Below are 13,237 nucleotides of genomic sequence, written 5' to 3' on the forward strand. Positions count from 1 at the left end.
CTCGACAGGCTCAGAGCACTGCGCAGAAAGCAGGCGAAATCACCAGCGAAGGCATGGCGGTCATGCAGGCATCCATCGAGGAAATGGGCCAGATTGCCGATCTGGTTACACAAAGTTCATCGGACATCGATCAACTGGCGATTCAGTCTAACGACATCAGTCTGATTGTCGGTGTGATTCGGGGCATCGCCGAACAGACCAATCTCCTTGCCCTCAATGCCGCCATCGAAGCGGCACGCGCGGGCGAGCAAGGTCGCGGCTTCGCCGTGGTCGCCGATGAAGTGCGCAGCCTGGCCGCCCGCACAGCCCAATCCACCACGGAAATCGTTGCCTTGGTCAATGCCATACAAAGCGGCATGGTCAAAGCCAAAGACAGCATGGCCGCTGGTTGCGAGCGCGTGACCCATGGCCAGAAACTGGTCGAAAGCGCGGGCGTTTCCATGGGCAGGATCAAGGGTGCACTGGACGAATCCCTTGAGGCCGTCAGTTTCATTTCGTTGTCGCTCCAGGAACAACGCGCCGCCAGTGAACAGGTCGCCTGCAACGTCGAAAGAGTGGCGCAAAGTGTGGAAGAGAACGCCACAGCCCAAAGCGGGATCGTTCGCACAACCCAGGAACTCAAGGCAATGTCCGACGGACTGGGCGTTATTCTGCAGCGGTTCAGTTTCTAGCCCCCGACGCTATCGTTGAGGTGCCCTCGCTTTGGCGAATCACCTCAACCACCTGCTGACGGAGCAGGGTTCGTCACATCGTCGCGCTACTGATCCAGCCGCAGATTCGCTACTATGTTTGTCCGTTTCCTTTACCGTCAGCTTTCCTCGCTTTGGAGCCAGAATGCCTAGTCAAAAGGACATCGCCACCGAAAACGGCGCACCGATGATCCCTGAACAGCGCCGTGAATTGATGCTGCGACAGTTGCGCAAGCATCAGGTGCTGAGCGTTCATCAATTGATGGAAATGTTCGACTGTTCGCACATGACCATTCGCCGCGACATCGCGTTGCTGGAGCAGGAAGGTCGTGCTTACTCGGTAACGGGTGGGGTGCGGATCGCCAGCCAGCTCCATAGTGAGCCCAGCCATCAGTTCAAGGCGGTGGTCGAGTTGCCACAGAAGCAGGCCATGGCCAGGCTCGCCGCCGGGTTACTGCATGCCGATATGACGATTTACCTGGATGCGGGAACCAGCACACTGGAAATCGTCCCCCACATCAAGGCGCTTTCCGGCATGACCGTGGTGACTAACGACTTCGGTATTGTCCAGGCACTGATCGACGCACCCCATGTCACGGTAATTCATACCGGCGGGCAGCTGGATCACTCGAATCAATCGTGCGTGGGCAGCCTGGCGGTTGCCACCTTGCGTCAAGTCGTTACCGATATCGCCTTCATATCGACCAGTTCCTGGGATTTGCGTCGCGGCCTCACCACGCCTTCGGCGCTGAAGGTGGAGGTCAAGCAAGCCGCGATGCAATCGGCCTCGCAAGCGGTGCTGGTGGCCAGCAGTTCGAAATACGGCACCTTCAGTATGTACAGGATCGCCGGGCTCGAGCAGTTCGACATCATCCTTAGCGATGACGCGTTGGCCCCTGCCGCGGCCGATGGTATTCGTAAGCAGGGTGTCGAGTTGTTGCTGCCGTCGGACAATATTCCGGCTTGAAACAACGGGCTCTCGCATCCGGCAGAGCCCGTCTCCCCTCCTGTGCTGCGCCTAGCGCGCCTTCCAGTCCCGCAACCACTGCAAGCCGGCAGACGTGTTGCCTCGCGGCCGGTATTCGCACCCTACCCAACCGTCATAACCCAACTGGTCGATCAGCTCGAACAGATAGGGATAGTTGACTTCTCCCAGGTCCGGTTCATGCCGGTCAGGCACGCCGGCGATCTGGATATGGCCAATTCCGTCGAAGTCCCGACGCAGTTTAGTGGCCAGGTCACCCTCGACGATTTGGCAGTGGTAGCAGTCGAACTGAACCTTCAGGTTACTCGCGCCCACTTCCTTGCAGATGGCCTGGGCCTGATCCTGCCGATTGAGGAAAAAGCCCGGCATGTCCCGTGTATTGATCGGTTCGAGCAATACGGTGACGCCTACCTTGGCCGCCTGTGCGGTGGCGTAGGCAAGGTTCTCCAGGTAAACGCCGTGATGCCGTACCCGGTCATCCTCGGAGGGCAGCAGGCCGGCCATGACATGGATGCGTGAATTGCCCAGCACGCCGGCGTATTCCAGTGCGCGATCAAAACCGCTACGAAATTCACTCTCCCGACCGGGCAACGACACTATGCCCCGCTCGCCCGCCGCCCAATCACCGGGTGGCGCATTGAACAGTGCCTGTACCAGGCCGTTGTCACTCAAGCGTTGCTTGAGTTCTTGAGCGCTGAAGTCGTAGGGAAACAGATACTCCACCGCTTCGAAACCATCGGCAGCCGCGGCGGCGAAACGATCCAGAAACTGATGCTCCGGGTAGAGCATGCTTAGATTGGCAGCAAAACGAGGCATGGTAGCTCCTATAGATGGCGTTATTGCAGGTGCACGGCTTGCCGTAATTGTAGGAGCGAGCTTGCTCGCGATGGACTTCAGGACGACGCGTGTATCCAGAGAATACGCGTTATCGTTGGCGTCCATCGCGAGCAAGCTCCCTCCTACAAGAGTCAGCTTTCGCTTAACTGACTGGCATTACGGCTTGCCGGCTCCTACAGGTCGACAGTTCGTTAGACAAAGGGCCAGATCAACAGGGTAATACAGAAACCCAAGGTGCCGAGCAAGGTGGTCAATACTGTCCAGGTGCGCAAGCCGTCGGCCACATTCAGCCCGGCCAGTTTGGTGAAAATCCAGTAACCGGCATCATTGATATGGGACATGGCCAACCCGCCACCACCCATGGCCAGGCACAGCAGCGCCATGTGGTTCGGGGTGAGATTGAGGGTCGCAATCAGCGGGCTGATGATGCCGGCAGTGGTCACCAGCGCCACCGTGGTCGAACCCTGCACCGCGCGCAACAGCATGGTCAGCAGAAAGCCCAGCGCCAGCACCGGCAGACCGGTGGTACGCAACATATCGGAGACCACGGCACCGATTCCGGTATCCACCAGCACCTTGCCAAACACACCGCCGGCACCGGCAATCAGAATCACCATAGCTACACCGGGCAAGGCCGAACCGATCACATCGGACACCTGAGTGCGGCTCCAGCCCCGACGCGAACCCAGCAGCCAGGCACACAGCAAGGTGTCGATCAGCAACGCCACCAGTGGAGCGCCGAGCACGGTCATGATGCCGCGCAGGGTCGATTCGGCAGGCAGCAATGAGGTGGACAGTGTTCCCATCAGAATCAGAATGATGGGGAGCAGGATCAGGCTGACGATCAGACCAAAACCCGGTGCTGGTGCCGGCGGCAACTTCGAAACGATGCTGCTGGTGGACTCTTCCAGGCCCATGTGCGACACGGCCACAGCCGCCCGTTCAGAGCTCTTGTCGTTGCCATTGGACCAGGCGGCCAGATCTTCGTTGGTGACATGCGGGCCATAGACCTCGGCACGAATATCGTCGGTCATTGGGTACACGCGACGGGCCATGCGCCCGGCCACGCGGTAACCGACATAGCAAAGGAACGCGGTGAGCGGCAGCCCGAACATCAGCACGCGGCCCAGATCGGCGCCCAATTGACTGGCAGCGGCGACTGCGCCCGGGTGTGGCGGCAGAAAGGCGTGTACGGTCAACAACGCCGCGCACATCGGCAGCGCGAACACCAACAGCGGCTTACGCGCACTGCGCGCAACGCCATAGGCCAGCGGCATGAGGATGATCACTCCGACCTCGAAGAACACTGGCACCCCGACCATGAAGCCGGCAATCGTCAACGCCAGGGGAGTACGCCGGTTGCCGAAACGGGAAATCAGTGTCTTGGCCAGCGCCTCGGCGCCACCGGAGAGTTCGATGATCCGCCCGATCATCGCGCCCAAGGCAATGATGATCGCGATATGGCCTAAGGTCTTGCCCATGCCTCCTTCGATGGTAGCGACCAGATCGGCCGGTTTTACCCCGGCCACCAGCGCCACCAGAATGCTCACCAGCATCAAGGCCACGAAGGGCTGGAACTTGTATTTGAGCACCAGAAACAACAGCAGAGCGATCCCTAGCCCCGCGGTAACTAACAGGAGTAACGGGCTCATTTCGAAAGCCCTCCACGCCGGGACAACGAAAGGGTACTTCTAATAATGCTGCAGTTAAAGTGAGTCATACCTAGATGTCCTCTTGTTATTGTATTTTTCAGGCAAGCCGGGGTAATTGGGAGTCGCTACGCGTCTCCCGAACAAGGCCTGCGATATCGATCTATCGTGTTCTGTCGTGCTGAACCAGCGCTCTACCAGTGCGCGCCAAAGGTCTCTCGCAGCTCGTCCAGCGCTGCCTGATCAAGCGGTTCGGGCTTGGGATTGCTCATCAGCCACAGCCGCGCGGTTTCCTCGAGTTCTTCCAGGGCGTAGCTGGCCCTGGATACCGAACTCTCCCAGACGACCGGGCCCAGCCGTTCGAGCATTACGCCGCGAACGCTGTTGGCCAGTTGAGCGACCTGCTCGGCCACCTTCGGCGAACCGGGGCGCTGGTAGCCAATCAACGGGATATGTCCGACTTTCATGACCTGATACGGCGTCAGCGGCGGCAGAATATCGTCCGCCTGCCAGACTCCGGCCAGCGTCAACGCCACCAGATGGGTGGAGTGGGTATGCACCACGCCGCCGACGCTCGGGTTGCGGTCGTAGACCTGGCGATGCAGCGCCAGGGTCTTTGAAGGTTTGTCACCAGACACCCATTCACCGGCCAGATTGACCTTGGCGATGGCCGCCGGATCGAGGCGCCCGAGGCAGACGTCAGTCGGGGTGATCAACCAGCCGTCGTCCAGGCGTGCGCTGATATTGCCGGCGCTGCCGACGGTGTAACCGCGCTGGTAGAGACTGCGGCCCACCTCACAGATTTCTTCGCGCAGAGCGTTTTCGTTACTCACTGCGCGCCTCCGGTCTGGGCAAGTTGATTCAAGGCCTTGGTGAAGAAGTCGCGGCCACCGAAGTTGCCCGACTTGAGTGCCAGCGCCAAAGGCTCGTCAGTACTGCTGACGGTCGCCGGCACACCCGGATCGATCTGCGCGCCGATCTGCAGCAGTTGTACGCCCAGCGCCTGAACCACAGCGCCCGACGTTTCACCGCCGGCGATCACGAAGCGGCGCACACCGCTCTGGCGCAGACCTTGTGCAATTTCGCCAAGGGCGTTTTCCACCAGGCTGCCAGCTTGCTCCACACCCAATTGCTGTTGCACCGACTTGACCTCTTCCGGCGAACTGGTGGCGTAGATCAATACGGTTTCTTCGTTATCACGGGCGAAGGTCAAGGCTTGCGCCACCACCGGTTCACCCGCAGCCAAGGCCAACGGATCAATCCGAAAGGCTGGCCGACCGGCTTCAAGCCAGGCCGCCACTTGCCCATTGGTGGCGATCGAAGCACTACCGGCCAACACCACTTCTCCACCGAACACTGCCGGGAGTTTCGAGGCATCGAGGTCGCGCAACTTGCCGGCGCGACGAAAATTCTCCGGCAAGCCCAGGGCCAGCCCCGAACCACCCGTCAACAATGGAAGATCGGCGCAAGCGGCACCGAGGGTATACAGATCGCTGTCAGACAAGGCATCGGCGATTGCCATGCCGACACCTTGAGCTTTCAACTCTGCGATGCGCGCACGTACCGGCTCGATACCACGAGCAATGGTGTCGTAGCGCAACAGGCCGACATTCAGGCGGGTCTGCGATTGAAGCACCCGAACCAGATTGGCATCGTCCATCGGCGTCAGCGGGTGATGTTGCATGCCCGACTCGCTGAGCAGTTGATCCTGCACAAACAAGTGGCCGCGAAAGATCGTCCGGCCATTCTCCGGGAATGCCGGGCAGGCCAGGGTGAAGTCGCTACTCAGTGCGGCCAGCAGTGCTTCGCTGACCTGGCCGATATTGCCGGCCGCGGTGGAGTCGAACGTCGAGCAATACTTGAAGAAGATCTGCTCGCAGCCTTGTTCGCGCAACCAGGCCAGCGCAGCGAGAGACTCTTCGACCGCTTCGGCGACCGGCGTGGTACGCGACTTCAGGGCAATGACGATCGCATCGGCGTCAAGCCCGGCAGCAACTTCCGAACTCGGGATACCGATGCTCTGCACGGTACGCATACCGCCGCGCACCAGCATGTTGGCAAGGTCCGTGGCACCCGTGAAATCGTCGGCGATGCAGCCCAACAGAGGGCGTGCGGTGGAGGTAGTCATGACGTGTTCCTCAAGCAGACTCAGGCTTGGCCGTCGGCAAATCGATGCCCGGGAAAATCTTGATCACTGCCGAATCATCCTCACGACCGAAACCGGCACTGGAAGCCTGCATGAACATCTGGTGAGCGGTGGCCGAGAGCGGCAGCGGGAATTTACTGGCCCGGGCGGTATCCAGCACCAGGCCCAGGTCCTTGACGAAAATATCCACCGCGGACAACGGCGTGTAGTCAGCCTTGAGAATGTGCGGTACGCGGTTTTCGAACATCCAGGAATTACCGGCGCTATGGGTGATCACCTCATACAGCGCATCGGCATCGACCCCTTCACGCAGGCCCAGCGCCATGGCTTCGGCAGAGGCGGCAATATGTACGCCGGCGAGCAGCTGGTTGATGATTTTGACCTTCGAACCCAGGCCATGGACGTCACCCAGGCGATAAACCTTGCCGGCCATGCCAGCCAGGATCGACTCAGCCTTGGCATAGGCGTCGGCCGGGCCCGAGGTCATCATGGTCATCTCGCCAGCGGCAGCTTTGGCGGCGCCCCCGGAAATCGGTGCATCCAGATACAGCAGGCCCGACGCGGCCAGGCGCTGGCCCAGCTCCACGGCATAGGTCGGGGCCACGGTGGCGCAGCCGATCACCAGGCTGCCCGGCCGTAGCGAGGCCACGGCACCACCCTCACCAAACAATACGGTCTCGGTCTGCTCGGCGTTGACCACGACGGTAATGATCACGTCACACTCAGCGGCCATGTGCGATGGCGAAGGGCAAGCCACACCGCCCTCCCCGGCGAACTGTTCTGTTACGGCAGCGCGCACATCACAGGCATGCACATTGAAACCGCTGCGCAGCAACGAGCGGGCAATGCCCAGCCCCATCGCGCCCAGACCGACAACACCTACATTCTTGTTATTCATGGCGTACTCCAGAGGAAAGCTGCGACTGCTTCCACGCCTGTAAGGCGCGGACGGCGGGCGCGTTGTAGATAGGGGCGCGACAGGCAGGATCAGCACCGAGCGGATAAACCAGCTGAGGGGCGCTGTCGTTCAGCACGTGAGTCGGGATCTCATCGAACATCAAGGCAGTCCTGCTTTTATCTTGTTATCAAGTTGTCATACCGGCTGCACAGATCATCCACCAATGAGCGGATTATGTGAAGTATTTTTTCTATATAACATTTTTTAACACTGCGGCCGATCAAAGCATTCAAATGTCGCTGGTCTCCGGCTACCTGATCCATGCCTGAGGCTGGCGCGAAATGTTCAGGTCGAAGGCCCTCCGGCGGTGCTCCGGGCTTTTGTCTGATGGTGTCCGGCCCGAGAGAAACCCAGGCATTTGACTCTATGTAGGGGCGAGCTTGCTCCGGGCGGCGTTCCGACGATGGACTTCAGGACGACGCGTGTATCCAGAAAATACGCGTTATCGTTGGCGTCCATCGCGAGCAAGCTCGCTCCTACAAATTCTCTTAACTGACTGGCATTACTTCAATCCTCTGCCGGCTTTCTGAACACCAGCAACTTCCCGGTCGCACGCTGCACCACCTTGTCATTCTGATTCAGCGTTTCCATGAACAGCGTTACCACGCCCCGATCCGGTTTGGAGGCAGACGGATCGATGGCCTGCACCGTGCTGAACAGGCGCAACACGTCATCAGGATAGGTCGGCGTTGGCCAACTCAGCTCGATGTTCAGGCCAATGATGCCGTCCGCCAAGGGCACGCTGGCCACCAGCAGCTTCATGGTCAGGGCCGCGGTGTTCCAGCCGCTGGCTGCCAGACCGCCGAACAGACTCAACTTGGCCTCTTCGGCGTTCAGGTGAAAGGGTTGCGGGTCGTATTCGCGAGCAAACGCCAGCATCGCTTCCTGGTGGACGCGAACAGGGTCGCTTTCAAATTCCTGACCCAGGCTCAGGTCATCGAGATAGAGTTTTTCCCAGGAATGCAGGGTCATGATTCATTCCTCCGCAGTGCATTACGAGTAGCCGATGTCGCTGAGGTCGATGGCCACCAGCAAGGCGTCCTTATCCGCCTGACCGTCGGCCTTGCGGCGATAGGCGCGCCGCTTGCCGGGCATGCGCAAGCCATCGGCTTCAACATAGCCATGAACGTACTGGGCGGCAGGCAGGCCGCCGCTGACGTCCACGTTGTAGTCGTGCCGACGTAGCAAAAAGTCTTCACCGAAGTAGAAATCCTGCACGGTGCAGTGCGTGGCGACGTTCTCGGGAAAGGTCACCCGCAATCGCCGCCAGCGTTGTGAACCCTCGTGCCAGGTCTCGACCTCCTCGGTCACGACACCCGGCCAGGTGAACTGGAAAGGCATGGTCAGGTAGGACCAGAGTGCGTATCCGTTGAAGTACGCACGATGCAGCGGATCCCATGGACTGTTTTCCCCGTGCTCGCGGAAGGATTCCCTCGGCGCTGCTCGCTCGGCAATCACCTTGCCGGCGGTATTTTCGATGGCGATTCGTTCTGGTGTGTAGACGGTGAATTGATCGGCGCCACCAAAGGGCGTCACCGAAGCTCGCTGTTCATGCAGCCAGACGGTCATCTCGCGTGGTGCGCTGTCCTGGGTCAGCCCTTTCATCGCCCAAAGCGAGCCACCGGTCACGAGGGTGGCGCGTACCTGATTGAAACTGTTCCAGCGTTCCAGACCACCGTGGGCGGTCAATACCTTATCCAGCAGTTCATGACGCTGCGCATTCATGGTTGCGGCCCTCCTCCCTCCGGCGGCCGATCCTGGACCCATTGCCAGAATAATTGATACCCGACCGCCAGCACCACCGGGCCGATGAACAGTCCGATGATGCCGCTGGTGACCATGCCGCCGAGGGCACCGATCAGCACCACCGGCATCGGCACATCGACACCGCGCCCCAGCAGCAGTGGTTTGAGCACGTTATCCACCAGTCCGGCAACGAACACGTAGATGGCAAACACGATGGTTGCGGTGTTGGCGCCTTCGGTGGCGAACACAAAGGCAATCACCGGAAGGGTAATCAGCGTCACCGGTAGTTGCATGATGCCGAGCAACAGCACGGCCAGGGCCAGCAAACCGGCGCCGGGAATGCCTTTGAAGACAAACCCGAGGCCCACCAGCAGCATCTGAATGAATGCGATCCCGACCACGCCCAGCGCGACCGCACGGATCGTCGCGGTGCACAGTGCGGCGATTTTCGGTCCCTTCGCCGGACCGCTGACGCGCGAGGCAATCTGCACTGCGCTGCGGCTGCCGCCCTCGCCATGAGCCATGAAAATACCGGCAATGATCAAGGCAAAAATAAAGGTCAGAAAGCCCATGCCGACGCCAGCCATCTTGCCCAACAGGGTCAGGCTGACGTCTTTGATCTGCGGAATGTATTTGGCGGTCAGGTCGGGAAGATTGGTTGAGGCCTCTAGCCACAGATCAGACAGCGGCTGGCCCACCAGCGGCCAACTGGCGACTGATTCTGTGGGCGGTGGAATGTGGAAGTCGCCCCCCTTGACCATTTCCATCGCACGTTCGACCGAGTCGGCAATCGAGGTGCCCAGAAAGTAAATCGGCAACACCAGGATGACGATGGCGATGAGGATAATCAGCGTGGCAATGCGCCCGTCCCTTTGCCCCAAGGGCCCTTTCAGCCGCGCCTGCAACGGGTAAAGGGTGATCGCCAGGATCAGCGCCCACAGCATCAGGTCGCGGAACGGGCTGAAAATCTCGAAGCAGAACAGCACCAGCACGGCGATCAAACCGGCACGGATAAAGACATCGAGCAGCGTGCGTGTGAGCGTTTTCTCGGAGATGGACGTGGGTTCCATGAAGGCCTTCCTGATCACTGCAACGGTACGGGATCGGTTAGCCCAGCATAGACGTTCGATGGAAAACCAGAGGATTCAACGCAGCTTCAACGGATCAACCAGTCCGGCGGCAATGGCCATGCCGACCAGGTCCGGCAGGGTATTGGCCTGCATGCGCTTCATCACGCGTGAGCGGTAGAGGTCGACGGTTTTTGCACTTACACCCAGTTGCTCGGCGATTTCGCGGGTGGTGTAACCCTGCACCAGCGGTAGCAAGACGTCGCGCTCCCGTGGGGTGAGCGTGAGCAAGCGCGCCTGCAACGCTTCATGCCCTTGATTGCCCGAACGGTGGGTCGCGCAGTTGCTGAGGGCCTGCTGCACGCTGTCCAGCAGCAATTGTTCGTTGTAGGGCTTTTCAATGAAGTCGTGGGCGCCGGCCTTGAACGCACGCACCACGATCGGCACATCGGCGTGACCGCTGACGAAGATGATCGGCAGGTTCAGTTCGCGTAAACGCATTTCTTCCTGCACATTCAAGCCGCCCATGCCAGGCATGCGCACATCCAGCAGGACACAAGCCGCCAGACTGGCATCGCAGGCATTGAGGAACTCGACGCCACTGGTAAACGGCAACGCCTTGAGGCCGACCGACTCGAGTAACCAGACCGTTGAATCGAGCATGCCTTGATCGTCATCGACCACATACACCACGTGCTCCGTCACACCCGCCATTGCATTATTCCTGTTGTTGTTTTGTTGGGCCGGCAAGTGGCATGCGACAGCACATCAGCAGTCCGACCGGTTGACGTCGGGCCTGCAATTCGCCACCGAAACCTTCGATGATGCTGCGGCTCATGGACAATCCGAGCCCCAGGCCATCGGCCTTGCTGGTATAGAACGGGGTAAAAATCTGCTCCAGTTCGGGCTCACTCACGCCGGGCCCCTGGTCTTGCACATTGATGTCCACGGCGGCAGCACTGCCCTGCCCCGCCGTCATCACGATCAGCGAAGGCTGGCCGGGATGCTGTTCGCGGTTGGCATCGATGGCATTGCGCAACAGATTGAGCAGAACTTGTTCCAGCAACACCCGGTCGGCATAAACGGGCGGCAGATTATCCGGCAGTCGATCCTCGATTGTCACTTGGCAATTGCTCGCCTCCCAGGCGCACAAACGCACGGCTTCGCGGGCGACATCGGTGACATTCAGCGCCTGCATGCGGCGCTGGCCTTTGCGCAGAAACGCCCGTAAACGCCGGATCACTTCCGAGGCGTGCGTGGCGTGATGGGTGATGCGTTCCAGCCCTTGCGCCACTCGGGCAGCGGCCTGGGGATTGGAATCCACGGTCTGCAAATAGCGCTGGCTGGCATTGGCATAATTGACCACGGCGGCCAGCGGCTGATTGATTTCGTGGGCGATGCCCGAGGCCAGTTCACCGAGGGTGACCAGGCGCGCAGTGTGCGCCAGTTCATCCTGATGGCGGCGCTGTTGCACTTCGCGCAGTTCACGTTCGGTCATGTCACGCGCCACCAGGGAATAGTAGCGCTCGCCGCCTGCCGAACGGTGCGCCAACAGCACCAACGACACTGGCACCGATGCGTCACCGCCCGGTGGTTGCAAGCGCGCATCGGTGCTCCAGACGCCGTCGCGTTCGGCGCCGCTCCAGCCGTCACGTTGCAGACGCGTCAGGTCAGCGCTGGCGAACAGTTCCGCCAGGGTCGGCATCGGCTGTTGCTCGCCGATCCCGAGAATGCGTCGTGCAGCCGGGTTGAGGTAAGTGACTTGCCCCTCGGGGTCGATAAACAGCACCGGATCGATGTTGGCCTCGACGACTTCGGCCAGGCGCCGCTTGTTCTCTTCGGCCTGAACCCGGGCGGTAATGTCCCGGGAGACGCTGACCACCTCGACCATCGTGCCGGTGTAGGTTTCACGAATCGCCCGGCTGGCGGTTTCGAACCACAGGTAATGCCCGTCCCGATGGCGAATGCGATAGGTCATCGTGTGATAACCGTCCTGCTCCAGCGCATCGCGGGCGCGTTGCACCAGGCTGGCCAGGTCCTGACCGTGGAACAAACCCTGGGCCATTTGCCCGCGCAATTCTTCCGGCCAGTAACCGAGCAATGTCCACGAGGCGGGTGAAGCATCGAGAAAACGGCCGTCCGGCGTGTGTCGGGAAATCAGGTCGGTGGTGTTCTCGATGATCAACCGGTACAGCCGCCGCGCCTGGACCGCTTCGCGTTCGGCCAGCACTTGCGCGGTGGCGTCGCGGCAACGGGCAAGCACGCGGTTGTCCTGGGGATCGGGAATGAACGTCCAGATCAGGATCTGCGTTTCGAACCGGGCTTCGACCCCTTCAATGGCGCGTTGCTGGTCCAGACACGCGCGCACCAGCACCCGGTGGTTGACCGGCAGAAAACCCAGCACGTCGGTTAGCGGCTTTTCCGCCAGCAGCGCCAGCAACGCCGCGTTGAATTCCTGCGGCCGGCCCTGCGCGTCGAGCAACAGGCTCGGCTGCGGATCGTGGCCCAACAGCGGCGAGCCGCGCAGCATGCCGTTGACGCTGCTGAGCAAGGTCGTCAGCAGATCCTGCACCCAACCCAGCCAATCGAAACTCACGCCCTCGCACACTTCCACCAGCAACAGGCCCGCCTGCCCCGGCTGCAACGCCAGATCGAACACCTGGCCATGGCTGATGGCGGCGCGGCGCAGTCGGCCGGCCAACCAGCAATCCAGTTGCCGTACTTGCGCCAGATCGAGGCGCCCCGCTTCCAGCAGCCGCTCGAACAACAACTGATCGCTGGCCAGCGACGGGTCGCCCTGGCCCGGTGGAAAATGCTGGGCGGCGCCTTCGTGACTGTAGATCCGCGCATGGGGTTGCCAGCTCAGGTAAACCGCGCGACGCACCTCGGGGCAATCCTGCAAGGCCCGACACAACGCATCGGCCCGGGCAGCCAGCGAAACGCCCTCGCGCTGCAGGCGCAACCAGCTGTGCAATCGAACGGGAGTCAGGGTCATCACGGGTCCGCTTTGTCGGGGAAGCCAAGGATATACCGGCCTCGGCAATATGACTGTAGTCATTTAGATTCGCAAGAATCAAATATAGTACATATCCTATACGCTATAGGTTGTACTTCCATATTGGTGGAGGATTGTTATATAAAGCAGACCGGACATAAAAGG

The 13,237-nt window shown here is 60.5% G+C and carries 13 protein-coding genes; 2 read left to right on the forward strand and 11 right to left on the reverse strand.

All coding sequences use genetic code 11. The features are described 5' to 3' along the window. Positions 1-62: 62 nt before the first annotated feature. Both ACA073_RS13600 and ACA073_RS13605 read left to right on the forward strand, forming a co-directional pair. Entirely contained in the window at positions 63-671 is a 609-nt protein-coding gene (locus ACA073_RS13600) for a methyl-accepting chemotaxis protein (RefSeq protein WP_497404093.1), read from the forward strand. 163 nt (positions 672-834) lie between these two features. After that, entirely contained in the window at positions 835-1,656 is an 822-nt protein-coding gene (locus ACA073_RS13605) for a DeoR/GlpR family DNA-binding transcription regulator (protein ID WP_497396814.1), read from the forward strand. Positions 1,657-1,707: 51 nt separating this feature from the next. On the opposite strand, the gene otnI is transcribed toward ACA073_RS13605, so the two are convergent. From otnI to ACA073_RS13660, 11 genes are all read right to left on the reverse strand, one after another. Beyond that, positions 1,708-2,490, reverse strand: a complete 783-nt coding sequence (gene otnI / locus ACA073_RS13610; protein WP_497396816.1) for a 2-oxo-tetronate isomerase — start codon at positions 2,488-2,490, stop codon at positions 1,708-1,710. Between the two features lie 212 nt (positions 2,491-2,702). Further along, the gene (locus tag ACA073_RS13615; protein WP_497396818.1) at positions 2,703-4,163 is read right to left on the reverse strand and encodes a GntT/GntP/DsdX family permease; all 1,461 of its coding nucleotides are present in this window, start codon (positions 4,161-4,163) and stop codon (positions 2,703-2,705) included. 191 nt (positions 4,164-4,354) lie between these two features. After that, positions 4,355-4,993 carry a 3-oxo-tetronate 4-phosphate decarboxylase gene (gene otnC / locus ACA073_RS13620; RefSeq protein ID WP_497396820.1) on the reverse strand — a complete coding sequence of 213 codons (639 nt, stop codon included), beginning with the start codon at positions 4,991-4,993 and terminating at the stop codon, positions 4,355-4,357. Continuing rightward, complete coding sequence (gene otnK, locus ACA073_RS13625) at positions 4,990-6,288, reverse strand: 3-oxo-tetronate kinase (protein ID WP_497396822.1); 1,299 nt, start codon at positions 6,286-6,288, stop codon at positions 4,990-4,992. The genes otnC and otnK overlap by 4 nt, the downstream gene beginning before the upstream one ends. A gap of 10 nt (positions 6,289-6,298) precedes the next feature. After that, complete coding sequence (gene ltnD, locus ACA073_RS13630) at positions 6,299-7,204, reverse strand: L-threonate dehydrogenase (protein WP_497396824.1); 906 nt, start codon at positions 7,202-7,204, stop codon at positions 6,299-6,301. After that, positions 7,197-7,364: a hypothetical protein gene (locus ACA073_RS13635; protein WP_461950479.1), complete on the reverse strand. Its 168-nt coding sequence runs from the start codon at positions 7,362-7,364 to the stop codon at positions 7,197-7,199. Before ACA073_RS13635 ends, ltnD begins: the two co-directional genes overlap by 8 nt. A 407-nt stretch (positions 7,365-7,771) precedes the next feature. Beyond that, a complete protein-coding gene (locus tag ACA073_RS13640) occupies positions 7,772-8,236 on the reverse strand; it encodes a MaoC family dehydratase (protein WP_497396826.1) in 465 nt (154 codons plus the stop codon). Positions 8,237-8,257: 21 nt separating this feature from the next. After that, complete coding sequence (locus tag ACA073_RS13645) at positions 8,258-8,989, reverse strand: hypothetical protein (protein WP_497396828.1); 732 nt, start codon at positions 8,987-8,989, stop codon at positions 8,258-8,260. Further along, a complete protein-coding gene (locus ACA073_RS13650; protein ID WP_497396830.1) occupies positions 8,986-10,080 on the reverse strand; it encodes an AI-2E family transporter in 1,095 nt (364 codons plus the stop codon). Before ACA073_RS13650 ends, ACA073_RS13645 begins: the two co-directional genes overlap by 4 nt. Positions 10,081-10,155: 75 nt before the next feature. Beyond that, positions 10,156-10,791, reverse strand: a complete 636-nt coding sequence (locus ACA073_RS13655) for a response regulator transcription factor (protein ID WP_084323405.1) — start codon at positions 10,789-10,791, stop codon at positions 10,156-10,158. 4 nt (positions 10,792-10,795) lie between these two features. Beyond that, positions 10,796-13,072, reverse strand: a complete 2,277-nt coding sequence (locus ACA073_RS13660; protein ID WP_497396833.1) for a PAS domain-containing sensor histidine kinase — start codon at positions 13,070-13,072, stop codon at positions 10,796-10,798. Positions 13,073-13,237 lie beyond the last annotated feature (165 nt).

It is taken from the genome of Pseudomonas sp. LBUM1670, from assembly GCF_059695695.1.

Bases quoted from the DNA above. Each gene is read 5' to 3' on its own strand.
- ACA073_RS13605 (WP_497396814.1), top strand. From the start codon at position 835: ATGCCTAGTCAAAAGGACATCGCCACCGAAAACGGCGCACCGATGATC.
- ltnD (WP_497396824.1), bottom strand. From the start codon at position 7,204: ATGAATAACAAGAATGTAGGTGTTGTCGGTCTGGGCGCGATGGGGCTG.
- ACA073_RS13650 (WP_497396830.1), bottom strand. From the start codon at position 10,080: ATGGAACCCACGTCCATCTCCGAGAAAACGCTCACACGCACGCTGCTC.
- ACA073_RS13655 (WP_084323405.1), bottom strand. From the start codon at position 10,791: ATGGCGGGTGTGACGGAGCACGTGGTGTATGTGGTCGATGACGATCAA.
- otnI (WP_497396816.1), bottom strand. From the start codon at position 2,490: ATGCCTCGTTTTGCTGCCAATCTAAGCATGCTCTACCCGGAGCATCAG.
- ACA073_RS13635 (WP_461950479.1), bottom strand. From the start codon at position 7,364: ATGTTCGATGAGATCCCGACTCACGTGCTGAACGACAGCGCCCCTCAG.
- ACA073_RS13660 (WP_497396833.1), bottom strand. From the start codon at position 13,072: ATGACCCTGACTCCCGTTCGATTGCACAGCTGGTTGCGCCTGCAGCGC.
- ACA073_RS13615 (WP_497396818.1), bottom strand. From the start codon at position 4,163: ATGAGCCCGTTACTCCTGTTAGTTACCGCGGGGCTAGGGATCGCTCTG.
- otnK (WP_497396822.1), bottom strand. From the start codon at position 6,288: ATGACTACCTCCACCGCACGCCCTCTGTTGGGCTGCATCGCCGACGAT.
- ACA073_RS13640 (WP_497396826.1), bottom strand. From the start codon at position 8,236: ATGACCCTGCATTCCTGGGAAAAACTCTATCTCGATGACCTGAGCCTG.
- ACA073_RS13645 (WP_497396828.1), bottom strand. From the start codon at position 8,989: ATGAATGCGCAGCGTCATGAACTGCTGGATAAGGTATTGACCGCCCAC.
- ACA073_RS13600 (WP_497404093.1), top strand. From the start codon at position 63: ATGCAGGCATCCATCGAGGAAATGGGCCAGATTGCCGATCTGGTTACA.